21 protein-coding genes and 2 pseudogenes are annotated in these 23847 nt (G+C 71.6%); 8 read left to right on the top strand and 15 right to left on the bottom strand.

The genetic code is table 11. From position 1 onward, the window contains the following. Positions 1-70: 70 nt before the first annotated feature. On the top strand, positions 71-1027 hold the full coding sequence (locus ACWDGI_RS13770; protein ID WP_450758620.1) for a lytic polysaccharide monooxygenase auxiliary activity family 9 protein: 957 nt from the start codon (positions 71-73) through the stop codon (positions 1025-1027). A gap of 74 nt (positions 1028-1101) precedes the next feature. On the opposite strand, the gene ACWDGI_RS13765 is transcribed toward ACWDGI_RS13770, so the two are convergent. Further along, positions 1102-1962: an esterase/lipase family protein gene (locus ACWDGI_RS13765; RefSeq protein WP_450758618.1), complete on the bottom strand. Its 861-nt coding sequence runs from the start codon at positions 1960-1962 to the stop codon at positions 1102-1104. 683 nt (positions 1963-2645) lie between these two features. Here ACWDGI_RS13765 and ACWDGI_RS13760 point away from each other — a divergent pair. Together ACWDGI_RS13760 and ACWDGI_RS13755 are read left to right on the top strand one after the other, a co-directional pair. Continuing rightward, positions 2646-6098, top strand: coding sequence for a DNA polymerase III subunit alpha (locus tag ACWDGI_RS13760; RefSeq protein WP_450758616.1), 3453 nt, complete (start codon positions 2646-2648; stop codon positions 6096-6098). Between the two features lie 5 nt (positions 6099-6103). Beyond that, positions 6104-7087 (top strand): DNA polymerase Y family protein, encoded by a 984-nt coding sequence (locus tag ACWDGI_RS13755; RefSeq protein ID WP_450759289.1) that lies wholly within the window; start codon positions 6104-6106, stop codon positions 7085-7087. A 186-nt stretch (positions 7088-7273) separates the two neighbouring features. On the opposite strand, the gene ACWDGI_RS13750 is transcribed toward ACWDGI_RS13755, so the two are convergent. Further along, positions 7274-7618, bottom strand: a complete 345-nt coding sequence (locus tag ACWDGI_RS13750) for a hypothetical protein (protein ID WP_450758614.1) — start codon at positions 7616-7618, stop codon at positions 7274-7276. A gap of 40 nt (positions 7619-7658) precedes the next feature. Between ACWDGI_RS13750 and ACWDGI_RS13745 the strand changes: the two are divergent. The 3 genes and pseudogenes from ACWDGI_RS13745 to ACWDGI_RS13735 form a co-directional block, all read left to right on the top strand. After that, positions 7659-7859: pseudogene (locus ACWDGI_RS13745) on the top strand (ornithine carbamoyltransferase); the annotation flags it as partial. Then, positions 7855-8266, top strand: a pseudogene (locus ACWDGI_RS13740) (amino acid kinase family protein); the annotation flags it as partial. The pseudogenes ACWDGI_RS13745 and ACWDGI_RS13740, both read left to right, overlap by 5 nt. Positions 8267-8313: 47 nt before the next feature. Then, entirely contained in the window at positions 8314-8559 is a 246-nt protein-coding gene (locus tag ACWDGI_RS13735) for a hypothetical protein (RefSeq protein ID WP_450758612.1), read from the top strand. Here ACWDGI_RS13735 and ACWDGI_RS13730 read toward each other — a convergent pair. From ACWDGI_RS13730 to ACWDGI_RS13720, 3 genes are all read right to left on the bottom strand, one after another. Then, complete coding sequence (locus tag ACWDGI_RS13730; protein WP_450758610.1) at positions 8525-9190, bottom strand: CBS domain-containing protein; 666 nt, start codon at positions 9188-9190, stop codon at positions 8525-8527. The two genes, ACWDGI_RS13735 and ACWDGI_RS13730, sit on opposite strands and share 35 nt — an antisense overlap. Before the next feature lie 172 nt (positions 9191-9362). After that, complete coding sequence (locus ACWDGI_RS13725) at positions 9363-10328, bottom strand: alpha/beta fold hydrolase (RefSeq protein WP_450758608.1); 966 nt, start codon at positions 10326-10328, stop codon at positions 9363-9365. Between the two features lie 201 nt (positions 10329-10529). Beyond that, positions 10530-11432 (bottom strand): LysR family transcriptional regulator, encoded by a 903-nt coding sequence (locus ACWDGI_RS13720; protein WP_450758606.1) that lies wholly within the window; start codon positions 11430-11432, stop codon positions 10530-10532. Positions 11433-11600: 168 nt separating this feature from the next. On the opposite strand from ACWDGI_RS13720, the gene ACWDGI_RS13715 reads away from it, so the two are divergent. Together ACWDGI_RS13715 and ACWDGI_RS13710 are read left to right on the top strand one after the other, a co-directional pair. Continuing rightward, positions 11601-13097 (top strand): MFS transporter, encoded by a 1497-nt coding sequence (locus ACWDGI_RS13715; RefSeq protein ID WP_450758604.1) that lies wholly within the window; start codon positions 11601-11603, stop codon positions 13095-13097. After that, on the top strand, positions 13094-13339 hold the full coding sequence (locus ACWDGI_RS13710) for a hypothetical protein (protein WP_450758602.1): 246 nt from the start codon (positions 13094-13096) through the stop codon (positions 13337-13339). The genes ACWDGI_RS13715 and ACWDGI_RS13710 overlap by 4 nt, the downstream gene beginning before the upstream one ends. A gap of 38 nt (positions 13340-13377) precedes the next feature. On the opposite strand, the gene ACWDGI_RS13705 is transcribed toward ACWDGI_RS13710, so the two are convergent. From ACWDGI_RS13705 to ACWDGI_RS13660, 10 genes are all read right to left on the bottom strand, one after another. After that, complete coding sequence (locus tag ACWDGI_RS13705; protein ID WP_450758600.1) at positions 13378-15459, bottom strand: SpoIIE family protein phosphatase; 2082 nt, start codon at positions 15457-15459, stop codon at positions 13378-13380. 258 nt (positions 15460-15717) lie between these two features. Continuing rightward, a complete protein-coding gene (locus tag ACWDGI_RS13700; RefSeq protein WP_450758598.1) occupies positions 15718-16797 on the bottom strand; it encodes a S1 family peptidase in 1080 nt (359 codons plus the stop codon). 232 nt (positions 16798-17029) lie between these two features. After that, positions 17030-17878 carry a slipin family protein gene (locus tag ACWDGI_RS13695; protein ID WP_450758596.1) on the bottom strand — a complete coding sequence of 283 codons (849 nt, stop codon included), beginning with the start codon at positions 17876-17878 and terminating at the stop codon, positions 17030-17032. A 123-nt stretch (positions 17879-18001) separates the two neighbouring features. Further along, positions 18002-18901: a S1 family peptidase gene (locus ACWDGI_RS13690; protein WP_450758594.1), complete on the bottom strand. Its 900-nt coding sequence runs from the start codon at positions 18899-18901 to the stop codon at positions 18002-18004. 250 nt (positions 18902-19151) lie between these two features. Further along, on the bottom strand, positions 19152-19928 hold the full coding sequence (locus ACWDGI_RS13685; RefSeq protein WP_450758592.1) for a DUF1684 domain-containing protein: 777 nt from the start codon (positions 19926-19928) through the stop codon (positions 19152-19154). Positions 19929-20021: 93 nt separating this feature from the next. Next, the gene (locus ACWDGI_RS13680) at positions 20022-20837 is read right to left on the bottom strand and encodes an LLM class flavin-dependent oxidoreductase (RefSeq protein WP_450758590.1); all 816 of its coding nucleotides are present in this window, start codon (positions 20835-20837) and stop codon (positions 20022-20024) included. A gap of 22 nt (positions 20838-20859) precedes the next feature. Beyond that, complete coding sequence (locus ACWDGI_RS13675) at positions 20860-21018, bottom strand: amino acid ABC transporter ATP-binding protein (protein WP_450758589.1); 159 nt, start codon at positions 21016-21018, stop codon at positions 20860-20862. Beyond that, positions 21015-21146, bottom strand: coding sequence for a hypothetical protein (locus tag ACWDGI_RS13670; protein ID WP_450758587.1), 132 nt, complete (start codon positions 21144-21146; stop codon positions 21015-21017). Before ACWDGI_RS13670 ends, ACWDGI_RS13675 begins: the two co-directional genes overlap by 4 nt. A 36-nt stretch (positions 21147-21182) precedes the next feature. Continuing rightward, positions 21183-22940 (bottom strand): FAD/NAD(P)-binding protein, encoded by a 1758-nt coding sequence (locus tag ACWDGI_RS13665; protein ID WP_450758585.1) that lies wholly within the window; start codon positions 22938-22940, stop codon positions 21183-21185. Beyond that, the gene (locus ACWDGI_RS13660; protein ID WP_450758583.1) at positions 22937-23098 is read right to left on the bottom strand and encodes a hypothetical protein; all 162 of its coding nucleotides are present in this window, start codon (positions 23096-23098) and stop codon (positions 22937-22939) included. The genes ACWDGI_RS13665 and ACWDGI_RS13660 overlap by 4 nt, the downstream gene beginning before the upstream one ends. Positions 23099-23847: the final 749 nt, after the last annotated feature.

The following is a 23847-nucleotide window of genomic DNA, read 5'->3' as shown; positions in this document are numbered from 1 at the left end:
GATCCAGCCCGGCCGGATCCGGCCCGGCGGGACCGAGCCCGCCCCGAGGACCGTTCCGAGGAGTTCCCGCATGTTCGCAGCACGCCGCAGGGCCGCCGCCGTCGTCGCGCTCGGTGTGGGAGCGGTCGCCCTCGCCGCGGCGCCGGCGTCCGCGCACGGCACGATGGGCGACCCGGTCAGCCGGGTCGCCCAGTGCTACGCGGAGAACCCGGAGAGCCCGAAGTCGGCCGCGTGCAAGGCGGCGGTCGCGGCCGGCGGCACGCAGGCCCTCTACGACTGGAACGGCATCCGCATCGGCGACGCGAACGGGCAGCACCGGGCTCGGATCCCGGACGGCAGGCTGTGCAGTGCGGGCAACGACGAGTTCAAGGGCCTGGACCTGGCCCGCGCCGACTGGCCGGCGACGAGCGTCGGCAGCGGGTCGTATACCTTCCGGTACCGGGTGACCGCGCCGCACAAGGGCACCTTCAAGGTCTACCTCACCAAGGCCGGTTACGACCCGGCCAAGCCGCCGGCCTGGGCGGACCTGGATCTCGACCACCCCGTGGCGACGGCCACCGACCCGGTCGCCGCCGGCGGTTTCTACACGTTCTCCGGCACGCTTCCCGAGCGCACCGGCCGCCAGCTGCTGTATGCGATCTGGCAGCGCTCGGACAGCCCGGAGGCCTTCTACTCCTGCTCGGACGTGGACTTCGGCGGCGGCAGCGCCAGCACCCGTGGCGGTACGGCCACCAGCGCTACCCCGGCCCCGACCGCCTCCTCCCCCACCGACGAGCAGATCGCGGCCGGTGCCGACAAGTCGACGGTCGAGCACCACGGTCACGGCGACGACGACGCCCGTACGTCGGCCGAGCCGAGCAGCCCGCCGGCCAACGCACCCGCGGCGGCCGGAAGTCCGCAGACGGTCCTCGCGGAGACCGGCGGCAGCGGCAGTACGCCGTACCTCGCGGTCGGCGGGGCGGCCGCCCTGGCCCTGGGCTCCGGCGCACTCTTCCTGTCCGTACGGCGGCGGGCGCACCGGCGCTGATCCCTCATGACTCCGGGGCCTGACCGGCGGCTCAGGCCGGACAGGCCCCGGCGGCGTTCAGTTGGGCGGGCCGCTCAGCTGAACGCCGACGCGCAGCTGGTGGCGGTGGCGTGTGCCGGGTCGAGCGCGTTGGCCACCTCGTGGAAGGCGATCCGGTCGAAGAGCCCGATCGCCACGTGCTCGGAGAGGTCGAGCGAGCACAGGTTCTGGAGCAGCACGTTGTGGACGTCGGAGCCGCTCAGGTACTGGCTCTGCCAGGGGGTGGCCACCTCGTCGTACTTGGTGGCGATGACCGTGTAGTGCACGCCGGGGACGGTGTCGCCGCCCGCGTTGAGCTTGGCGAGGAAGGTGGAGTCGGGGATCTGGTCGGCGAGTCCGGGGGTACTGGCCTTGATCAGGTCCGCGGCGCCGGGGAAGTACGGCAGCAGGTTGGTGAGGCCGCTGATGGTGGCGCCGTGGTTGTCGGGGGCGAGGCCGACGAGGGCGTTCACCTTGGCGGCGCCGCCGAGGAACCTGAGGTAGTAGCGGGGCATCATGCCGCCCTGGGAGTGGCCGACGAGGTCGGCCTTGGCGGCACCGGTCGCGCTCAGCACCTTGTCGACGTAGGCGGAGAGTTGCTCTGCCGACTTGTCGATGGGGCCGAGGCCGTAGAAGAGCGGGACGCCGGACAGCTGGCCGTAGTCGAGGGAGAAGACGCAGTAGCCGCGGTCCTCCAGGTACGGGGCGAGGGAGAGCCAGTTGTCGACGGAGTTGCCCAGCGTGCCGTGGACCAGGATCACGGGGCGGGGGTGGGCGGTGGAGGGGCGGCAGGAGTAGTCGTTCCAGCCACTGCTGGGGGCGCTCGACGCATGGGCGGTGGCGGCGGGGACGGTGGCGACGGCGGCTGCGAAGAGCAGTGCGGTCAGGGGTCTGAGCACTCGTTTCCAGGGCAGCATCGTGTGATCTCCTTGCGGCTCAAGGGAGTTGCGACGGCCTTACGCCCTGTGATCCGGATCACGAGGATGCTGTTCACTCATCAAGTTACGGACGAGTAGTGCAAGCGTGAAGTTACGCGTCGGTAAAACTTCCGAGTAACCGGTCGCACGCCACCCACCTGATGGGATGTCACCAGTTGGGCCCGAGGGGACCATAGGGCGCGAAACGCGCCAAACCGTCGCACAACACGCACACTTCACTCCGGGCGAGGTCGGGCCCGAGCCCCTCGAGGCAGCGAGTGACGACCCCCTCGCGAATGCGCCGGCACCACCTTCGCCGTCGAGAAGCCGACCGGCCACGCCGCAGCCTCCCGGGCCACCACGCCCACCGGCCCGGGGGCCGAGCCGTCCGATGGCACACGAATCGCTCCACCGAGGGGCGACAGGCGCCACCGACGTGACGGAAGGTATCGCCTTCGCTACAAATGGCCACCATTCGTCCACCTGGAGCCCCAACAGCCCCGCCCGACCGAAGGGGTGACGGAGCGGCACCTCCCCCTCCCGCCGCCCACGCCACCAAAGAATCGTTTACGCGTTCGATTCCAGTCGCCTACCTGGGCTGATGGGGTTAGAGTAATCGAACGAGCGTACGATGAACATATCGGGCTTACTGCCGAAAAGGGGTGGAGTGATGGAGGTGCGGCATGACGGGCTTCGCCCATCTGCGCGTCGCGTCCGGTTACTCCGCCCGCTACGGCGCCTCCCACCCCGAGCAGCTCGTCCGACGGGCGGCCGAGCGGGGCATGCCGGCGCTCGCGCTCACCGACCGGGACACGGTCACCGGGGCCGTGCGGTTCGCGCAGGCCTGCGCGAAGGACGGGGTCCGGCCGGTCTTCGGCATCGACCTGGCGGTGGAGGCCCTGGCGCCTCCGCCGCCCGCCCAGCACCGCCGCACCCCGGCGCGCGGTGGCGCGCACGTCATGGAGCCGCCGCTGCGGTTCGCGCTGCTCGCACAGAACCGGGAGGGCTGGGCACGGCTGTGCCGCATCACCTCGGCCGCCCATGTCGGTGCCGTGTCCGGTACACCGCCGGTGGTGCCGTGGCAGGCGCTGCGCGAGTACGGCGGCCCCGGCCTGACCGTGCTGCTCGGGCCGCTCTCGGAGCCGGTGCGGGCGCTGTCGGTGGGCCGGGAGGACGTGGCGATGAGGTTGCTGGCGCCCTGGACGGAGATCTTCGGGAGGGATGTTCGATTGGAAGCCGTGGCGCAGAAACGTTCCGGCATCGGTCCGGGGTCCCTGCGCCTGGCCGCCCGTACCCTCGCGCTGGCCGACCGCACCCGTACCACCGCCGTGCTCTCCAATGCCGTTCGTTATGCGGATGCGGACCAGCACCGCCTCGCCGACGTCCTGGACGCGGCCCGGCTGCTCAGACCGATCGACCGGCGCCGGCTGGACAGCGGACAGCGCTGGCTCAAGGACGAGCGAGGAATGGAGACCGTCGCGCGAATGATCGCCGAATGCGCCGGAGGAGACATCCGCCGGGCCCGCCGGCTCCTGGCGGACACCGCGGACACCGCGACCGCGTGCACCGTGGATCCGGCGTCCGACCTCGGGCTCGGCGCTCGGCACTTCCCGGAACCGTCGCTCTTCGGCGCCGATCCCCGAGCGGGCGGAGCCGCACAGCTGCTGCGCGGGCAGTGCGAGGCCGGCCTGGCCGGGCGCGGCCTCGACCGCGACCGTACGGCGCTCGACCGGCTGGACGAAGAGCTCGAGGTGATTTCCGAGCTGGGCTACGACTCGTACTTCCTCGCCGTGGCCCAGGTCGTCGCCGACATCCGGGCCAAGGGCATCCGGGTCGCCGCCCGCGGCTCCGGGGCCGGCTCGCTGGTCTGCCACGCGCTGGACATCGCCACCGCCAACCCGCTCGACCACCGCCTCCTGTTCGAACGCTTCCTCAGCACGCGCCGGGCGTCCCTGCCCGACATCGACATCGACGTGGAGTCCGCCCGACGCCTGGAGTGCTACGACACGATCTTCGAACGCTTCGGCAAGGAGCGGGTGGCGGTCACCGCCATGCCCGAGACCTACCGGGCGCGCAGGGCGCTCAGGGACACCGGCCTCGCTCTCGGCATCGCGCCGGCCGAGATCGACCGGATCGCCAAGAGCTTCCCGCACCTGCGCGCCTCCGACATCACCGGCGCCCTCGCCGAACTGCCCGAGCTACGGCAGCTGGCCGCCGAGGCACACCGCTACGGCCCCCTGTGGGAGCTGGCCGAAGGCCTCGACTCCCTGGTCCACGGCATGGCCATGCACCCCTGTGGCGTGGTCATCAGTGACGCCACCCTCCTGGACCGGCTGCCCGTGCAGCCCACCCCGCAGGGCGACTACCCCATGGCCATGGCCGCGAAGGAGGAGATCGAGGCGCTCGGCAACATCAAACTCGACGTCCTGGGCGTGCGGATGCAGTCCGCGATGGCCCACGCCGTCACCGAGATCGAACGCACCACCGGCAACCACATCGACCTCGACAACCCCCGGCAGGTGCCGCTCGACGACGTCTTCGCGTTCAAGCTCATCCAGGCCAGCCAGACCCTGGGCCTGTTCCAGCTGGAGTCCCCCGGCCAGCAGGACCTGCTGTCCCGGCTCCAGCCCCGCGACGTCCAGGACGTCATCGCCGACATCAGCCTCTTCCGTCCCGGGCCGGTCGCCGGCGGCATGCCCGAGCGGTACATCGCCGCCCGCCACGGCGGCACACCCGACTACGCCCACCCGGACCTCGAACCGGTACTCTCCGACACCTACGGCGTGACCATCTGGCACGAGCAGATCATCGAGACGCTCTCGGTGCTGACCGGCTGCGACCGGGCCTTCGCGGAGATCACCCGGCGGGCGCTCGGCGACAAGGAGCAGCTGCCCAGGATCAGGGACTGGTTCCACCGCCAAGCACAGGCCCGCGGCTACAGTCCGGCCGTCCGGGACGAGGTCTGGAGGACCGTCGAGGCCTTCGGGGCGTACGGCTTCTGCCGGGCCCACGCGGTCGCCTTCGCCGTACCCGCTCTGCAGAGCGCCTGGCTCAAGGCGCACTATCCGGCGTTCCTGCTGGCCGGCCTTCTCGAACACGACCCCGGGATGTGGCCCAAGCGGGTCCTCGTCTCCGACGCCCGTCGCCGTGGGGTCCCCGTCCTGCCCGTCGACGTCAACCGCTCCCGGGTGCGGCACACCGTGGAGAAGGCCGACGGGGACCAGTGGGGGGTACGTCTCGCCCTCTCCGCGGTGCACGGCATCAGCGAGGAGGAGTGTGCGCGGATCGAGGAGGGGCAGCCGTACCGATCGCTGTCGGACTTCTGGCAGCGGGCACACCCCAGCAGACCGGTCGCCGAACGCCTCGCCGAGATCGGTGCCCTGAACGGTCTGCACGACGGCCGCCTCACGCGCCGCGATCTGCTGCTCCAGATCGCCGAGTTGCACCGGCAGTCCCGCAACCGTTCCGCGCACGAGGGACAACTGCCCATCACCGCGGACCCCGTCGGCGGGGCGGAGCCGAGCGGCCTGCCGGAGATGACCGGCCGCGAGGCCCTGAGCGCCGAGCTGAACACCCTCGGCATCGACATCTCCCGGCACCTGATGGAGCACCACCACCGGCTGCTGCGCGAGATCGGCGCGACCGACGCGGCCCATCTGGCCGGCCTGCGCGCCGGTCAGCAGGTCCTCGTGGCCGGGGTGCGGGCCTCGACCCAGACCCCGCCGATCGCGAGCGGCAAGCGGATCATCTTCGTCACGCTCGAGGACGGCTCCGGCCTGGTCGACCTGGCCTTCTTCGAGGACTCCCACCCGGCCTGCGCACACACCGTCTTCCACAGCGGACTGCTCCTCGTCCGTGGCACGGTCCAGGTGCGCGGTACCCGTCGTACCGTCGTCGGCACCATGGCCTGGGACCTGGACGAGATCGCCGCCGCCCGCCGCGACAACGGCCCCGAGGCCGCCCTCGCCCTCCTCGGTGCGAGCCGCCCGCATCCGACCCCGGCCCAGCCGCACCGCACCCTGGCCGACGGCACCGCGGGCGCCCGCCTGCACCCCTACGCCGACCTCCAGCCCGCCGGCACCCGCTCGGCCGATCTGAAGAAGTTCGGCCACCGAAGCCCCGGGAGCGCGGGATGAACGAGGTGACCACACGGCAGCGGCACATCGTCCACCTCCACCTGCACGCCTCACTGAATGAGGCTCAGTACGCCGATATAATCGAACTGGTGTCCGGAATCACGCCCCACGTCCAAGCCGTCCCGCCCAACGCCGTGCAACTGGACCTGACTTCGGCGCTCCGGTATTTCGACCTGTCTCCCTACGACATGGTCCAGACGACGATGATGAGGCTGAAGGCGCTCTACGGCATCGACAGCAGCGCAGGGCTCGCCGGCAACCGCATGCTGGCCGCCATGGCGGCCGACGCATCCGCACCGGGAGACACCACCTGGGTCCCCACCGGCCGTGTGACCGACTGGCTGTACCCGCGGCCGGTCACCGCACTGCCCGGGATCGGCCGCACCACGGCGCAGACGCTCGCCAGATACGGCCTGCACACCATCGGCCAGATCACCGACCTGCCCCCGGCGACCCTGCAACGGCTCCTCGGCGCGGGTCCCGCCCGGCTGCTGGCCGAACGCGCCCGCGGCCGGGACCCTCGCCCGGTCGTCCCCGCGGAACCGGCAGAACATCTGATCGCCGACCTCGTACTGGAGCGGGACTGCCTCGACCCGGCCCAGCACCACCGCGCCGTGCTGGGACTCGCCGACCGGATCGGCCAACGCCTGCGCGGCGAACGCCAGGTCGCCGGCCGGCTCACCCTCACCATGCGATACGCCGACCGCAGCTCCACCACCCGCACGCGCACCCTGCCGGAACCCACCAACCACTCACCCGCCCTCAGCGCAGCGGCCCTGGGACTGTTGACCTCCTTGGGACTGCAGCGAGCAAGGGTCCGCGCCTGCGCGATCCGGGCCGACGGTCTGCTGCCGGCCGACAGCGCCTACCGGCAGCTTTCTCTGGACCCGGGCGATGTCCGCGCCCGCGCAGCCGAAGCCGCCGCGGACCGCGCCCGGCGGCGCTTCGGGCCAGATGCCGTACGCCCAGCTGCTCTGGCGACGGACTGACCTTGTGCATAGATCAGCCGATGGGGACGACAAGAACGGGGCAGTGGGAATGGCGGAGGAAGACGTGGGCGACGAGCCCGATACGGGCTCGGCAACGGCCGACAGGTTCAGGGGTTTCCATGACGACGACTGCCACTTTGCCCACTACGACAAGGGCGGCGTCCTTGCTCTCCCGAGTCGACGCCTTCACGGGTCTCCTTCTTCGGCGCTGGTCACCACAGTGAGAGCGGGGTGTCGCACGCTTCCGCGCCGGGGCGCCTCGTCCGCGGCCAGGTCCAGGAGGTCGGTGACCTTGCAGCCGGGGTGGATGGTCACGTCGTGCCGGCGCGGCGTCGTCAGTGGGCCGTTGGTCACCGGCCGGGCCCGGATGGCGACGAGCGGGAAACGAGCCGCCCCCATGGCCGCCCTCGGGCTCCCCGCCGCCTCCGCCCTCGTGATCGGCAGCATCATCGGCACCGGCGTCTTCGCCCTGCCCTCGGCACTGGCGCCATACGGGCCGATCGCGCTGGTCGCGTTCGGCGTCGTCACCATCGGAGCGCTGGCCCTGGCGATGACTTTCGGCGCGCTCGCCGGAGACACCCACGTCGGTGGCAAGGAGTCCATCGCCGACACCGCCCGCGTACTGGGCCGGATGTTCGACGCGATCGAATACCGGGGCAGCGCCCAGTCGATCGTCACCGAACCAGCCGCGCACTCCGGCGTGCCCGTCAACAACGGTCTCACCGACACCGCGCACCCCACCCAGAGCCTGTGCGACGTCCTCACCGAGCGGCACGCTGGTGATCTGCGCCGGCGGCGGAGGCATACCCGTCACCGCCGACCAGGACACCGGGGCCCTCACCGGAGTGGAGGCGGTCGTCGACAAGGACCTCACGGCGGCCCTGCTCGCCGAGGAGCTGAAGGCCGACTTCCTGCTCGTCCTCACCGATGTGACGTGCGTGTACGAGGGCTACGGCACCCCGGACCAGCACCCCGTGCTCGATGCCATCCCGGCCCAGCTGCGCGGCGCCGGCTTCCCTGAGGGCTCCATGGGCCCCACGGCGGAGCCGGTCGCCCGCTTCGTGGAGCGGACCGGGGGGGCTGGCCGCCATCGGGGCCCTGGGCGCGGCCTACGAGATCGTCCACGGCCGCTCGGGTGAAGAGAGGGCCGGTAGGCCCACGGCTGTGCCAACGCCCTGACACGAGGCCGGAGATGAGAATCCGAAAGGAAGAAGCACTCGAGTGGCATGATCGAGCGGCTGCGCGGCCGGCCTATGCTGCCCGGCGGCCTGTCCGGCTGGGCCGCCGCGTCCGGCTTCCCCGGTCTGCGCGGCATCCGCGTGGAGGAGGAGTTCAAGGACGCCGCCTACGTGCTGTGGGCCGAACTCCCGGGCGCACACCGCCGCGCCGAGTCGTCAACGGGCACGGGACGGCGGTGTTTCCGCACGCCCAGGCCTGTCAGCGCGGGTCGTTCCGCGGGGGCATCGGCATGAGGCAGCAGCGGACGTCGACCACGCCCTCGACTGCGCGGGCCAGTTGCTCGGCCACCCGGGCCAACCCGTTGTCGTCGACCCACCCGGTGAGGCTGACGACACCTTCCGCAACCTCGACCTGAATGTGGTCGGCGGAGAGCGGGAAGAGGCGGTCGACGACTTCGTGCCGCACCTCTTCGGCGAGTTCCTCGTCGTCCCGCACGAACACCTTCAGCAGATCCGAGCGGCTGACGACGCCTTCGAGCACGCCCTCTGCGTTGACGACGGGCAGCCGCTTGACCGTGCGCTGGGCCATGATGTGCGCCGCCTGGGCGAGCGTGGCATCCGGATGCACGGTCACGGCGGGCGTGCTCATCAGCTCCTGGGCGGTCACCGCGCCGGCCTTCGCCAGGTCGTCGAGGCGCTGCCGCTGGGTGAACCGGTCCGGGTCGCTGTCCCGGAACTCCTCCTTCGGGAGCAGATCGGCCTCGGAGACGACACCGATCACCCGGCCCTCGCCCTCCAGCACGGGCAGGGCGCTGACCTTCCACTCCTCCATCAGGGTGACGACGTCCTTGAACGGGGCGTCGCGGCCGACGGCGGCGACCGAGCGGGTCATCACGTCGCCCACGGTGTGCGGTTTGCCGTGCATGATCTCCTCCTCGGGAGGACGGGCGGGGCCGAAGGGTCCCTGACCCCAGGGTGTGCCCGGCCAGGACCCGGCGCCACGGGGCGCCCGGACCTGGCACAGGGTCGTTCGGCCCTCGGCGCGCGCCCTTGGCCTGCCCGCGCCCGGGGTTGCCGCAAGAGGCGCTTGCCGAACCTCAGCCGCCTGCGAAGAAGTCGAGGTAGGCCTGGGCCAGGACGGTCGGGTTCTCCAGCGCGATGTTGTGACCGGACGCGGGGATGACGGCGCCGCGGACGTCGCGGGCCACTTGCGCGAGCTGTCTGGACACTTCGTCCCCGAGATAGGCCTGCGCGCCGACGGCCAGGACCGGGCAGCTGATCGGGTCGGCGTAATGGGGGCGGTTCTGTTCGGCGTCGGTCTGGCGGGCGCGGTACATCTCCAGGATGGCCCTGGTGCCGCCCGGCTGCTCGGCCGAGTGCACCATTTCGTCGATGTCCTCCTCGGTCAGCGCGCTGGGGTCCCACATCTGACGTCTGGCGTAGTACGTCCAGAAAGGCCGTTCCCTTCCGGCCAGCAGGAGCTCGGGCAGGTTCGGCAGGCTGAAGAAGCTGAAGTGCCAGCCGGTGCGGCCGTCGTCGGCGGCGAGCGAGGGGTCGTGTTCGCCGCCTGGCAGTCCTGGGCCGGCCGGCAATCCCGGTAGGAGCGTTTCCTGGAAGACCAGTTGCCGCACCCGGGGCCGGTGGAAGGCGGCGACGGCGTAGGCGATGGCCGCACCCCAGTCCTCGCCGGCGACGCGGAACCGGTCGAAGCGCAGGTGGGTGGCGAGTTCGGCGACGTCACCGGCCATCGTGGCGGTGTCGTAGCCGCTCAGGGGGCGCTGGGAGCCGCCGAAGCCTCGGTTGTCGACCGCGACGACGGTGTAGTGCGGGGTCAGCAGCGGCACGACGTGGCGCCAGTACGACATCGTCTTCGGCACACCGTGCAGCAGGAACACCGGCTCACCGGAGCCGCCGATCGCGTAGTGGATCTCCACACCGTTGACCTTGGGCTTGCCGTGTGTGAGCCGGACTCCGGCGTGGTCAGTGAGGTTCATCTCGGCGAACTCCTTCTTCTCTTCGGCCGTGCAGGCGCCGACCGGGCTGCGGATCTTCCGGAGTGGCATCTTTTTTCTGCCTTGGCCGGCGTCCACGGTCGGCATGGAAGTTCCGCCCCGTACAACCGCGCCTCCGTCGCCGCCGATGTCGCCTGCGTCGCGCCCGCCTCAGATGGAGTCCATCTGGCGATCAGATGGTCGCGGCATCAGCGCACCCGCAGCCGCGCCACTTGCGAGTCGACAGGGCCGCGTTGGTCAACAGACGTCGGGTCAGCTGCCCGCGTGGTGGACACGGAGCAGCTGGTCGGCGAACCGCCGTGCTGCCGGGCTGGTCTCGCCCACCGAGGGCAGCATCAGGTAGATGTGTCTTTCCAGACGCACGCCCTCGACCGTGATGAGCCGCAGAACGCTGTCCGGTGCGGTGAGCACCGGGTATTGCAGGCCGACCGGAGCAAAGCCGATACCGACGCCCGCGCTGACCAGCTCGAGGAACAGTTCCCAGTCGCCGACCTCACAGGCGATGCGGCGCGGTATTCCTTCGCCGGCGAACGCGGCGTCGCTCAACAGGCGAGCCGTCCATCCCGGGGGTACCTCGACGAACCGCTCGTCGGCGAGTTCTCTGATGCTGACCTCAGCCCGCTCCGCGAGGCGGTGATCAGCACGGCAGACGAGGTGCAGCTGCTCTCGCGCCAGGCGAGTCATCCGGACGCCCGGGACCTGGCCGACCGCCGGTCCGATCACGCAATCCAGTTCTCCCGTCTCGACCATCGAGATCATCGTCAACCCGGGCGCGTACCGCAGGCGCAGGTCGATGCCGGGATGATCGCGAGTGAACTCACCGAGATAGGAGGCGAACGGCACCAGATGCTGAGCGGAGAGCGAGACGCCGAGGCGCAGGGTGCCGATGAGCACGTCACGGGTGTGGTGCACGGCCTGTTCCGCGTGCGCGGCGCTGGCCACGGTCCGGCGAGCCGGGCCCACCAGAGCCTCGCCGGCCGCGGTGAGTCGGACGGGCCTGGTTCCGCGGATGTAGAGGGGCGTACCGAGTTCGCGTTCGAGGGCCTGGAGCGAGTTCGACAGGCCTGACTGCACGATGAGCTCGCGCTTGGCGGCTCGGGTGATGCTGCGTTCCTCGACCAACGCCAGGAAGTGACGTAGCTGTCTGAGTTCCATCGGGCACCGCCTCCAGGACTGAATCGCAGCACATCCGGCCATCTTTGATCTGCCAGACAGATGCACTGTATCTGTGCGCACTGCCACCGGATCGCCATCGAAGTTCTGACGAGCGTCGTTGACGCCGACGAACCAGCAAGGAACACAGTCAGGACAGGAGATTTGCCCATGGCGGACCACTCGACGGATGGCACCGCGCCACTGCCCGCTGCCGGCGGCTCGCGGCGGGCCGTGTCTGTCATCCCGCTGATCTGCGCCGCCCAGTTCGTGCTGCAGCTGGACTTCAGCATTGTGAACGTGGCGCTGCCGTCGATCCAGCGGGAGCTGAGCATGGCCGCGGCGGAGTTGCAGTGGATCGTCACCGGGTACGCGCTGGCGTTCGGGGCGCTGCTGCTGGCGGGCGGCCGTCTGGCGGACCTGCTCGGCCGGCGGCAGGTGCTGGCCGTCGGCCTGGCCCTGTTCGGGATCGCGTCGCTGGCCTGCGGGCTCGCGCAGTGGCCGATCATGCTGATCATCGCCCGGATCGTGCAGGGCGCGGCCGGGGCGATGGTCTCCCCGGCGGCGTTGTCGCTGCTGACGACGACCAACGCAGAAGGGGCCGCGCGCACCCGGGCGCTGACGATCTGGCAGGCCACCACCGCGGCGGGCGCGACCGCCGGGATCGTGGCCGGCGGGCTGCTCACCCAGTACTTCGGCTGGCGGGCGGTGTTCCTGATCAATCCGCCGGTCATCGCCATCATGCTCGCGCTGGTCCCGCGGCTGCCGGCCGGGAAGCGGTCCGGCAGCGGCGGCAGCGTCGACGTACGCGGCGCATTGCTGGTGACCACCGGTATCGCAGCGCTGATCTTCGGGCTCGGCAGCGGGCAGCAGCACGGCTTCACCGCACCCGCCACCCTCGTCGCGCTCGCTCTGTCGGTGCTTCTGACCACGGGCTTCGTGTTCGCCGAAAAGCGGTCGGCGGCCCCGATGCTGCCCCTGTCGATCCTGGCGGAGCCGGCCCGGCGGGCCGCGATCGCGGCAATGCTGCTGATCGGCGCCATCCTGGCCGGCTACGTCTACTTCGCGTCGCTCTACCTGCAGAAGGTACTGGGGTTCAACCCGCTGGAGACCGGCCTGGCGCTGGTCCCGTCGACTGCCACCGTCGTGCTCGTCTCCACCCTCGGTACCCGCCGGCTGCTGGCCCGGTTCGGCATCAAGGCCGTCCTGCTCGCCGGTCTGGCCTGCATGGGCGCCGGGCAGCTGTGGCTTGCCCAGATCACCGCCGGGGCCGGCTACCTCGCGGCGGTCCTGCCCGGCCTGGTGCTGACCGCGGCCGGGGTCGGGCTCGCCCTGCCGACCGCGTCGGTCGCGATGACCAGCGGAGTCCGGGCCGGCGACCAGGGACTGGCCGGGGCCCTGTTCACCACCAGCCAGCAGACCGGCGCCGCGGTCGGCCTCGCGATCCTCGCCACCGCCGCCGCGGCGACCGCCGGCCACAGCGGCTCTCTGGTGGACGGCTACCGCCTGTCGTTCCTCATCGCGACCGGTCTAGCAATCCTCGCCGCGATCATCGTCGCGCTCCAGCTCAGCTCGAAATCCCACCGCGTCGGACCCGAGCACCAGCAGGCCGCCCCCGACGGACCGCCCGCCACACAGGCCGCCCCGACGCTGCCAGACAAGGGGTGACTGGACGCGTTTACCCGGCGAGCTGCTCGCCGGGCCGGCCGCCGTCGTCCGGGTCCGGGCCGGCCGCCGTCGTCCGGGTCCGGGCCGACGGCCTCGGCCGGGGTCCTGGCGGTGCCACGCACCTGGAAGGTCCCTGCGACGTCCCCGCCGAGGTCGTGGCCAGCAGCAGCATCGGCGCGGGCATCGGCTGCGGGCCGCGCGGCCCGCAACACCGCGACAACGCCCGGCTCAGACCGGCGTGACCCGCCGGCGGCGCGAACCGGCGGTGCACGGCCGATGGCTACCGGCGACGGCGGTCCGGGGGCGGGAGGGTCTGTTCGGCCCACACGGTCTTGCCGTCGGGCGTATGGCGGACGCCCCAGTTCTGTGCGAGCTGGGCGACGATGAACAGACCCCGTCCCCCTTCGTCGGCGGTCTTCGCATGGCGCAGCCGCGGCGCGAGGGAGTTGCTGTCGTGGACTTCGCAGGTGAGGGTCCGGTCCTTGATGAGCTGCAAGCGGGCGGGCGGGGCGCCGTAGCGGACGGCGTTGGTGACCAGTTCGCTGACGATCATCTCGGTGGTGTAGGCGGTCTCCTCGTCGACGCTCCACCGCACGAGCTGGTGGCGGGCCTGGCTGCGGGCCTTGGCGACGGCCTTGGGGTGGTGGCCGAGATGCCAGGTGGCGACCTGGTCGGCGGGGAAGGGGTGGGCGCGGGCGAGGAGGAGGATGACGTCGCTGTGACGGCTGTCGTTCCGCAGCCGGTAGAGCACGTCGTCGCACAGGTCCTGCAGCGGCCGCCCGGGGTGGGCCAGCACCCGTCGCAGGGTGTCCGGGGCCGGTGAGGCGTGCAGCAGGGCCGCGGTGTAGAAGGCGAGGACGCTGCCGTCGGCGACGGAGACCGTGGTGGCGGCGAAGGGCGGGCCCGCGGCGCTGCCCAGGGGAGGTCCGCTCGGCAGGTCCAGGATCTCGGTGGTCCCGTCGGGATGGGCGATGACGGGTGGCGGATGCCCGGCCAGGGCGACGGTGCAGGTCTGGGCGAACGGATCGTGGACCGCGTACAGACAGCTTCCGGTCAGGGGCACCGGGTCACCGGGCGGCAGCGCCACGCGTTCCTGGGCGAGGGTGAGGGCGGTGTCGTTGAGGCGGGCGAGGAGTTCGTCGGGCTCCAGGTCGAGAGCGGCCAGGGAGTGGACGGCGGTCCGCATCTGTCCCATGGTGATGGCCGCGTGGATGCCTTCGCCGGCGACTTCGCCGACCACCAGCGCGGTGCGGGCTCCGGACAGGGCGAAGGTGTCGAACCCGCCGCCCCCGCCCACCTCGGACGGCACATGCAGGTACGCGGTCTCGACGGTGCGCCGCGGCGCGGGCTGGGGTGGCAGCAGGTGCCGCTGGACCGTCAGGGCGATGGTGTGTTCGCGGGTGTAGCGGCGGGCGTTGTCGATGCACAGCGCGGTGTGAGCGGCCACTTCGAGGGCGACGGTGACATCGCCCTGGTCGTAGACGTCGGCATGGTCGGTGCGGTACAGGCTCAGCAGCCCCAGCACGGTTCCGCGCACGGTCAGGGGTGCCGTGATGAGCAGGCGGGCACCGGAGGCGCGGATCGCCTTGGCGCGGGGCGGGTCGGCCGCCAGCCAGGGCGTGTCGGGGCCCAGGGTGACGAGGCGGGGCTTGAGGTCGGTCAGCGTCTGGGCGTAGGGCGTGGGGAAAGGCAGGGCGCGTACGTCGCCCACCGGATGTGCCTGGATCTGCTCCTCGCCGCCGCTGTGACGGTAGGCGGCACGGCGCAGTGGCACCTCCGGTCCCAGCGGGCTCAGCGGAGGTTCCTCGCCGCGTATCACGGCGTCCACCACCTCCACCACGACGATGTCGGCGAGGTCCGGCACCACGGCCTGGGCCAGCTCCTCGCAGGTGGCGACCACGTCGAGGGTCCGTCCCACGTGCTCGCGCACGGAGCCGAGGACCCGCATACGGAGACCGATCCTTTCGCACTCGGTGACATCGAGCATCTCCGTGAGCACGCCCCAGACCCTCCCCTGCGCGTCCTCCAGACGGGACGCCGAGACGGAGAACAGGTACTCCGGCCCCGGTGCGCCCTTCCGCCGCACCCCCACGAGTCGCCCCCGCACCGGCTCGCCGCTCTCCAGCACGCCGTGCAGCATCGCCTCCACCTCACCGGGCGCGGAAAGGTCGTACACGTCGGTGACGTACCGGCCCACGATCCGGTCATGGGGCGGCGTTCCGTGCAGATCCGGTCTGGTGAGGCCGATCCGCAGGATGCGCAGCCCCGTGTCCAGGATCAGCAGGCCGGTGGGCGACTGGTGGAACAGGGCTTCCAGCACTGCGGCACCCTTGCCCGGCGAGACGGCTTCGTTGTGCGCCACGGCAACCCACCTCCCTAGTCCAGCCTGCACCGAGCCCCGATGAGCCGCTCCCTCGCGCGGCCACCGTGTCGTGTGCACGGCAGCGCCGTACCGGCTCGCGCCCCTTCCGGCCGAGGCCGCCCGGCGCGCGACAGGGAGATGCCCCGCCCCTCGGACGGGGGTGCGACACGGAGATGCCCCGCCCCTGTCCGAGGGGCGCGACACGGAGATGCCCCGCCCCTCGGACAGGGGCGGGGCATCTCGGGGATTCGGCGCGGGTCAGCCGATCTGGGTGCCGGTGGCCGACAGCGCCTCCGTCACCGGCTGGAAGAACGTCTCCCCGCCGGAGGTGCAGTCGCCGCTGCCGCCCGAGGTCAGCCCGATCGCGTTGCTGCCCGAGAAGAGCGAGCCGCCGCTGTCGCCCGGCTCGGCGCACACGTCGGTCTGGATGAGCCCGCTCACCGTGCCCTCCGAGTAGTTCACGGTGGCGTTGAGCCCGGTGACCGTGCCGTCGTGGACCTGGGTGGTGGAGCCGCTGCGGGTCACCTTCATGCCCACGGTCGCCTCGGCCGCACCCGTGATCTTCTGGGTGGAGCCGTTGTAGAGGTCGACCTCGCTCGGGTGGTCCGCCGCGGAGGTGTACTTGACCAGACCGAAGTCGTTGCCCGGGAAGCTGGACTGGGCGTTCTGGCCGATCACGTTGCCGGAGGAGTCCGACCAGCTGGAGATGGCGTCGGTGCAGTGCCCGGCGGTCAGGAAGTACGGCTCGCCGCCCTTGACCACGTTGAAGCCGAGCGAGCAGCGCCCGCCCGACCCGCTGATCGCGTCACCACCGGCGATGAAGGGTTTGAACTCCCCCTTCGAGTGGCGCAGTTCGGCCTTCTCGCCGAGCCCGTCGACGACCTTGGTGAGCTTGCTCAGCGCGGTCCCGGCGACCGTCTTGTCGGCGGTGACGACGACCTTGTTGGTGACCGGGTCGGTGGCCCACGAGGTGCCGGGGATGGTGGCGTCCTGCTTCAGCGTGGTCCGAGCGCCGTCGAGTTCGGCGAGGGAGTTGGCGACGAGTCTCGCCTTGGCCCCGGCCGCCTCGACGGTCTTCGCGGCGGTGTCGTCGAGCACGTTGACGACGAGGTTCTTCGTCCTGGCGTCGTAGTACGTGCCGGCCGAGTCGGTGCCGAGGTCGGCGGCGAGCGTCGAGGCGAGCTTTCCGGCCGCCGGTGCGGACAGGATCTGCGGTACGGCGCCCTTCGTGGGCTCGCTGGCGTTCGCACTCTGGAAGGTCACTCCGGCGGCGACGAGCGCGGCTACTCCCGCGCCCGCGAGGGCCGCCCGGCGCCTGGGTATGCGTCGGTGCTTCAACTCATGTCCTCCTGTGGGGGGTCGGCCCGTAAGGTTGTGGGGACCTCGGGGGCCGGAAGGCTGGTTGACGGGCGCCTACTATTCCGACACCCACAGGGGGCACACAAGGTCGACTTCAGGACGCGCGTGCGCGGATGTTGTGCGCCCCCCGTGCCCGGGCCGTTCACAGTCACCCCAGGAGGATTCGCACTGCAAACACTACGGGCGAGTAACCTTCGGCGGAGAGTAACCCTCACCCCTGGCCGGAATTCGCCCCTCCAGGCTCACCCGCCTCGCTCTTGGCCCCGCGCACCGCGGACCCGTCGGCCCCTGGCGGCAGTTGCTGCTGGGCCCGCTCCAGGAACCGCAGCAGTTCCACCGGGAACGGCAGCACCAGCGTCGAGTTCTTCTCGGCGGCGACCGCCACCACCGTCTGCAGCAGCCGCAGCTGGAGCGCGGCGGGCTGCTCCGACATCTCCTTGGCCGCCTCCGCGAGCTTCTTGGACGCCTGGAGTTCCGCGTCGGCGTTGATGACCCGGGCCCGGCGCTCCCGGTCGGCCTCGGCCTGCCGGGCCATGGACCGCTTCATGGTCTCGGGCAGCGAGACGTCCTTGATCTCGACGCGGTCGATGGTGACGCCCCACTCCACGGCCGGACTGTCGATCATCAACTCGAGCCCCTGGTTGAGCTTTTCGCGGTTCGACAGCAGGTCGTCCAGCTCGCTCTTGCCGATGATGGACCGCAGCGAGGTCTGTGCCATCTGCGAGACCGCGAACCGGTAGTCCTCGACCCGGACGATCGCCTCGGCCGGTCCGGTCACCTTGAAGTAGACGACGGCGTCGACGCGGACGGTCACGTTGTCCCGGGTAATGCCCTCCTGCGCCGGCACGGGCATCGTGACGATCTGCATGTTGACCTTCTGGAGCCGGTCCACGAACGGGACGATCATGGTGAACCCGGGCTCGCGCACCTCCGGCCGGAGGCGGCCGAGGCGGAACACCACGCCTCGCTCGTACTGTCTGACGACCCGTGCCGCGGCCAGTGCGTAGACCGCTCCGACGGACACGAGAGCGGCTCCGGCCGCCACCAGCGCCTCGACCATGCCGGCCCCCAGGGGGTGACTCCAATGGTCCTTCGACGGTAACTCCGGCACCCCGTCAAAGGGGAGCCCCCGCACGCCGGTTGCGTACGGGGGTCCACTGGGAGAACGGATCCGGGAGGATCGTCAGCCGACGCTCACGCCGTAGTAGCTCAGCGCCTCGGTGACCGGCTGGAAGAAGGTCGTGCCACCGGAGGTGCAGTCGCCGCTGCCGCCGGAGGTCAGACCGTAGGCGACGGAACCGCCGTAGAGCGGGCCGCCGCTGTCGCCGCCCTCGGCGCAGACCGTGGTCTGGATCATGCCGTAGACGACGTCACCGCTGCCGTAGTTGACGGTGGCGTTGAGCGCGGTGACCCGGCCGCTGTGGGTGCCGGTGGTCGAACCGCGGCGGTACACCGTCGTGCCGACGGACGGGGTGGCCGCGCTGGTGATGGTCTGGCTGCCGACCGCGCTCGGGTGCGCGATCGAGCTGTTGGTGTAGCGGACCAGCGCGAAGTCGTTGGTCGGGAAGCTGTAGCTGACGTTGGTGCCCAGGACCGTGGTGTGGGCGGAGTTGCTGTACCAGGTCGAGGCCACCTCACCGCAGTGCCCGGCGGTCAGGAAGTAGTACGTGCTGCCGCTGTGCACGTTGAAGCCGAGCGAGCAGCGGTAGGCGCCGCCGTAGATGGCGTCGCCGCCGGTGATCAGCTTCTTGAAGGTGCCGGGGGTGCGCTTGACGGTGATCGCGCCGGCGTCGGCGCCCGCCTGCTGCTTGATCTTGGCGATCTCGGCGGCGGAGACCGTGGAGTCGGCGGTGACGACGACACGGTTGGTCTTGCTGTCGACGGCCCAGGCGGTGCCGGGGACGTCCGCCTTCAGAACGGAGCTGTTCACGGCCTTCAGTTCGCTCGCGCTGAAGGTGTGGACGGGACTCGCGCTCGCGGTGGGGACGGCGAACGCTGCCGCGGCCAGGAAACCGGTGCCCACGGCGATCAGCCGGGTCCGTCTCGAGATACCGCTGCGGGGGGTCGTGCGCTTGATCCTCACTTTTCGTTCCCTCCCAGGGGAATCAGGGGGCCCGCGTGGGGTCGGGGCCCGTGAGGCGCAGCCAGGGAGGACGTCCGGGTTCCGGACACGCAATGCCCCTGACAAGCGCTGAGGGGGAGTATTCGGGCGAACGACCGGTTCCCGCAAGAGTGCCTTTCGGCCGTGCGACTGTGTTCGAACCATGCCGACTTTGTGTGATCTCGTCGCGGTCCGGGCGAGTTGACTCCCGGTCACAATTCCCGCGAAACCCTCAGGCCACTATGCGCTCTCCCGCCTCGACCGCGAGGCCCAGCCTGTTCCCCGGCGGCGGGAAGGGGCAGATGAAGTGGTCCGCGAAGGCGCAGGGCGGCAGCTGCGCCCGGTTGAAGTCGACGGTGGTGGAGCCGTCGGCGCCCGGGGCGGCCGAATAGAGGAACCTGAAACGGTAGCTGCCTGCCCCGCTGGAGGCGTCGGCGAACACCGCCCACAGCCGGCCGTCGGTCTGCTCGGCGACCTGGAGCGTCAGGGCCTGGCCCGCCAGGGTGAAGGCGAGTTCCCCGGCGAGCACGAGCGCGCGTTCCACTCCGTCCGCGGTGTCGACGCGGACGGTGCGCCGGTCGTCGTACGGCGTGAAGCGGCCCGGCACCGACCAGCGCGGGTCGTAAGGGGTGGCGTCGATACCGAGGAAGGTGCGGCGGGCCGGGGCGGCCGGGTCGTAGTCCCGTACGCCCCAGACGCCTTCGCGGACCAGCACGACCAGCCGGCGCTCGCCGAGGGTGACCCGGGCCGACGGTTCGCGGTCGGCGGCGAGCCGGACCGTACCGGCGAAGGGCTCGCCGTCCAGGGCCAGACCGTCGGCCGCCGTCGCGGTGAGCAGCACGGTGTCGCCGTCCACCGCCCAGGCGCCGGGGACTCCGGGGAGCCGGCCGTCCGGGTGGTCCTCCAGCCAGTGGGTGCCGGTCAGCGCGAGCGGCCCGTAGGGGGCCGACACGGTCTCCACGCGGTCTTCGTGCCAGCGCTTCCAGTCGTCGTTCGCGTCCTCGGTCATACGATCAGCCCTTCCCCTGCTCTCGGCATGGTTTACCTCATGTCTCTCATGTGCACCCGACCCGTCGACAACAGCCGGGCGCCCCTGGTTGTTTCAGGGCGCCGCGAACTGCCCGGCGGCCCGGGCCAGGCCCAGGTGCTCGCGCAGGGTGCTGCCCGGATAGAAGGTGCGGAACAGCCCGCGGTGCTGGAGCAGCGCCACCGTGCCGTTGACCAGCCGTTCCAGATCGCGGCGCGGTTCGGCGGGGACCAGGTGGAAGCCGTCGGCGGCGCCCTCGCCGTGCCAGCCGGCGATCAGCTCCGCGAGGTCCACCGGACCGCCCCGGTACAGCGGCCCCTGCACGGTCTGCCGGGGCCCGCCGCCACCGTGCCCCGGCTCGGCCGCGCGCTCCCCGTCCCCCAGGTCCACCAGCAGGCTCACCAGCACCCGCAGCGCGTCCGGCTCCCGCCCCGACTCCCGTGCCCGGCTCCGTAGTTCATCGCGTACGTCGGCGGCCTGCGCGGAGCTCGCGGCCCGCACCAGGACCACATCGGCGTACCGGGCCGCGGTCTGCCGGGCGGTCCCCTCGGTGGCGTCGGCCACCCGGACCGGATGCCCGGGCGAGGGTCCCGGCGCGTCGCTCCACCAGCCGGCCCGGCCCCGGCTGACCTGGTCGAGGTGGGCAAGGGCGGCCTGCGGGGCGGTGACCAGCGGCACCAGCCCGATCCGCCGGGTGGCCGGGGCCACCTGCGACAGCACGGCGAGCGGGTCGGTCTCCGTCCACCCGAACCGGCCGTCGAGCGTGACGAAGTCCAGGCCCCCGCTCTCGGCGAGCCGCACCAGCTCCACATAGCGCTCCGCGTCGAACACGCCGACCTGGTCCACGGCGGCGGCCAGGTGCAGCAGCCCCCGGCCGTACGAGCCGGTCATGACAAACCATCCTCTCCGCACATCACAGCACCTCGGAAGGAAACGCCCTGGTCCGCTCCTGCCGCGGAGCGTCCGGCAGCTCCGTCGGGGGTCCGGCCTCCGCGGCCCGTCCGCCGACCAGGTGGACAACGGTGTCGGCGGCCTCCCGGGCGAACCCGGTCCCGCGCGCCACGGCGCTCATGGCGTCGGCTCGTCGACCAGACGGACGTCCTGGAACACGAATCCGGTCCGGGTCCGCCGCTTCAGCACCTCCGGCCCGGGCAGGCCGGATCTCTTGTGCGCGGAGCCGATGTCGACCGTGACTGTCATGGAGTGAGTCCCTCTGGAGAAGTGGTGGGAGGCGGACTAGGCGGCGGCCCGGCCCGTCAGGTCCCGCAGGAAGGCCAGTGCCGCCCGCGCGGTGGCGTCGTTCTGCCGGAACGCGGGCCCTCCGGTACGCGGCCGGGTGAACGCGCCGGGCGTACGTCCGTCGGTGAACGGCCCGAGCGCGAACCGCCGGGGGTGCGGCCGCCCGCCCTCGTCGAGGACCCGCCCGTCGGCGGGGTCCACCCTGAGCAGCCCGTCGGGCGTCTCGGCGGCCCCGTCGCCGTGCAGTTCGCGCAGCAGCGCGTCCCGGGCCCGCCGCACGGTCGGTTCGGGCAGCCGCGCCTCGACCAGCGCCCGCGCCTCGACGGAGAACCCGGGGACGGTGTCCGCGGACGCCCGGAACACCCCGTCCCGCGCCGTCACCGTCATCCCGGCGCCGACGAACCTGACCACCCCCGCCCGGGACAGCGCGAGCAGCTGCCGCAGCCGGGGCCCGGGCGGCCCGGAGGCGAGGTAGCTGAAGAACCCGTGCCACCAGGACCCGATGCCCCCGAGCCGCACCAACTGCCCGTAGACGGAGAGCAGTCCGAGGAAGACCGCCAGATCGGGGCTGTGCTCAGAATTGTGACGGCGGCTCAGGTCGCCCTCGACATAGGCCCGCAGCCCCTCCTGGAACTCCTCGTGCGACCCGTACCGCACCCCGTCCAGCGGGCGGTCCAGCGCCGCGAGGTCGAGCCGGTCGGCCGGGTCCGGTACGGCGGCGGCCACCAGCGCCCGCACCTCGGCGTCCCCCTCGGCGGCGGCGTACTTCTCCTCGAAATCCCGCCAGGCGACGGCCGTCCGCTCGGGATGGACGGCGAACAGCCGGTGGTAGTGGGCGAAGCCCAGCTCCTTCTCCACCAGCGGCCACACGTCCCGGCGGAAGTCGAACCCGCCCGGCCGGGCGCGCAGTTCGTCGACCTCGCCGGGTCCGAGGAACCGGGGCAGCGGCGGGCGTTCGCCGGTCCAGTCGTAGCCGATCTTCGAGTGGTACGGCACTCCGCGCCGCGACCCGACGTACAGCACCGGCTCCTGTCCGGACGGCACATAGGTGTCACCGTCGTACCGTCCGCCCCGGCCCTCCGTGAGCAGCACCATCAGGTCGACGAAGGCGAGCCCGAACCCCCGCACCAGCACCGGTTCTCCGGCGCGCAGGGCGGACAGGTCGCTGTCGGCGGTGAAGTCCGGCGGCAGGTGGACCAGGCCGTGGGCGTCGGCGTACCCGGCCAGGGCGGTCTGCTCGGGGTCGAGTTCGGCGTCCAGGTGGCCGAGGGCGAGGACCACGAGGTCGGCGAGGAGCGGGCGCGGGCGGCCGTCCAGCCAGACCTGCTGGCGTCCCTCGCGCGGCCCGCTCACCCGCAGGGCACGGCGGGGGTGGTGGTGCACCGTGACGCCCTCGGGCAGGTCGGCCACGGCGCGGTCGTAGACGTGCCGCAGGTACCGGCCCTGGATCTGCCGGTCGGCGAAGGTGGAGCCGTCCAGGCCCGCCCACTCGTGCAGGGTCGGCCCCTCGCGCACCGGGCCGGTCATCCGCACCGTCTCGTCGGTGAACATGGTGACGTCCTCGGCGTGCGAGTTCATCCACAGCAGCGGCGACTGGGCGGCCCGCCAGATACGGCCGGCGCCCGGTGGATGCGGGTCGACCAGATGGATGTCGAGACCCGAACCGGCGTACAGCTCGGGCGCGTTGGCGGCGATGCGCTCGAGGAGCCCGGTCCCCCGCGGACCGGCCCCCACGATCACCAATTGGGGCCTCATCGGGCCGTCCCCGTGCCGTTCGGGACGGAGTCCGAGGTGAAGCAGCCGGCGGCGGCCGCCCCCTGCCCGTACCGGCGCCGCGGGACGGTTCTCAGGACGTCCGTGCGCCCGGGTATGCCGGAGACGGTGGGGGCTGGGGCGAGGGTGTCGGGTGACATGCGAAGGCTCCGTGGCGGATCGATCGAACACGGTGGACGCGCGCACGGTGGTGCGGCGGGTGCCTTCACACGGAGCGCCGCTGGGCGGCGCTCTTACGGCCGAGCCCCTCAGCAGGGCCGTCCGTCGACTCTACGGGGCCGTTTCCCCACTCTGTCAAGGATGTCCAGACTGTGAGCAGCGCGTCTCAAGTCAGTTGACGTAAAACCGGAGACCTGTTCCACTTGGCCCATGCATCCACAGCAGTGGCTGGTCACCCGCTCCCACATCGACTTCGGTCGCGTGTGGTCCTGTTCCTGTTGAGCTGACCCACTGCGCGCCCCGCCGTCGGCGGGGACTCTTCGCGTTCTCCCTCGCGCTCCTCGCTTCGCCTTCACACGCGCACCCCTCCCCTCGCGCACCCCTCCCTCGCACCCCGCGCTCCGCACGCCTGCTGATCCCAGGAGACCGCTGGACGACATCCAGGCGGCTGTGAACAAACTCGTCACCGGCGGTACGTACGACCGAATTCCGAAGATGCGGGAGGGACGACCGCGTCGGCGGTCGGCACCTTCCGGATCTGCCCGCCGGGCCGAATAACTGACAGTACGTCAGGGCTGATACGACGCTGAGCTGCGCCGTCGTATCGGCCTACTGTCGGTTCGGCACCCGCCGCCGGTTCACCCGGACGCACCGCTCATCACCCATACGCCCGGAACAATCATATTTCACTCACAGTCAGCAGCCGTGCGGGCTACGCCCCTTGGCACAC

The sequence above is a fragment of the Streptomyces sp. NPDC001220 genome, assembly GCF_053597895.1.
Note: the sequence above shows the minus strand (reverse complement) of the source record. Positions and strands in the feature narration are given on the sequence as shown.

Bases quoted from the DNA above. Each gene is read 5' to 3' on its own strand.
- ACWDGI_RS13770 (WP_450758620.1), top strand. From the start codon at position 71: ATGTTCGCAGCACGCCGCAGGGCCGCCGCCGTCGTCGCGCTCGGTGTG.
- ACWDGI_RS13765 (WP_450758618.1), bottom strand. From the start codon at position 1,962: ATGCTGCCCTGGAAACGAGTGCTCAGACCCCTGACCGCACTGCTCTTC.
- ACWDGI_RS13760 (WP_450758616.1), top strand. From the start codon at position 2,646: ATGACGGGCTTCGCCCATCTGCGCGTCGCGTCCGGTTACTCCGCCCGC.
- ACWDGI_RS13750 (WP_450758614.1), bottom strand. From the start codon at position 7,618: ATGGTGACGACGCCGAACGCGACCAGCGCGATCGGCCCGTATGGCGCC.
- ACWDGI_RS13735 (WP_450758612.1), top strand. From the start codon at position 8,314: ATGATCGAGCGGCTGCGCGGCCGGCCTATGCTGCCCGGCGGCCTGTCC.
- ACWDGI_RS13730 (WP_450758610.1), bottom strand. From the start codon at position 9,190: ATGCACGGCAAACCGCACACCGTGGGCGACGTGATGACCCGCTCGGTC.
- ACWDGI_RS13725 (WP_450758608.1), bottom strand. From the start codon at position 10,328: ATGCCACTCCGGAAGATCCGCAGCCCGGTCGGCGCCTGCACGGCCGAA.
- ACWDGI_RS13720 (WP_450758606.1), bottom strand. From the start codon at position 11,432: ATGGAACTCAGACAGCTACGTCACTTCCTGGCGTTGGTCGAGGAACGC.
- ACWDGI_RS13715 (WP_450758604.1), top strand. From the start codon at position 11,601: ATGGCGGACCACTCGACGGATGGCACCGCGCCACTGCCCGCTGCCGGC.
- ACWDGI_RS13695 (WP_450758596.1), bottom strand. From the start codon at position 17,878: ATGGTCGAGGCGCTGGTGGCGGCCGGAGCCGCTCTCGTGTCCGTCGGA.
- ACWDGI_RS13685 (WP_450758592.1), bottom strand. From the start codon at position 19,928: ATGACCGAGGACGCGAACGACGACTGGAAGCGCTGGCACGAAGACCGC.
- ACWDGI_RS13680 (WP_450758590.1), bottom strand. From the start codon at position 20,837: ATGACCGGCTCGTACGGCCGGGGGCTGCTGCACCTGGCCGCCGCCGTG.
- ACWDGI_RS13675 (WP_450758589.1), bottom strand. From the start codon at position 21,018: ATGAGCGCCGTGGCGCGCGGGACCGGGTTCGCCCGGGAGGCCGCCGAC.
- ACWDGI_RS13670 (WP_450758587.1), bottom strand. From the start codon at position 21,146: ATGACAGTCACGGTCGACATCGGCTCCGCGCACAAGAGATCCGGCCTG.
- ACWDGI_RS13665 (WP_450758585.1), bottom strand. From the start codon at position 22,940: ATGAGGCCCCAATTGGTGATCGTGGGGGCCGGTCCGCGGGGGACCGGG.
- ACWDGI_RS13660 (WP_450758583.1), bottom strand. From the start codon at position 23,098: ATGTCACCCGACACCCTCGCCCCAGCCCCCACCGTCTCCGGCATACCC.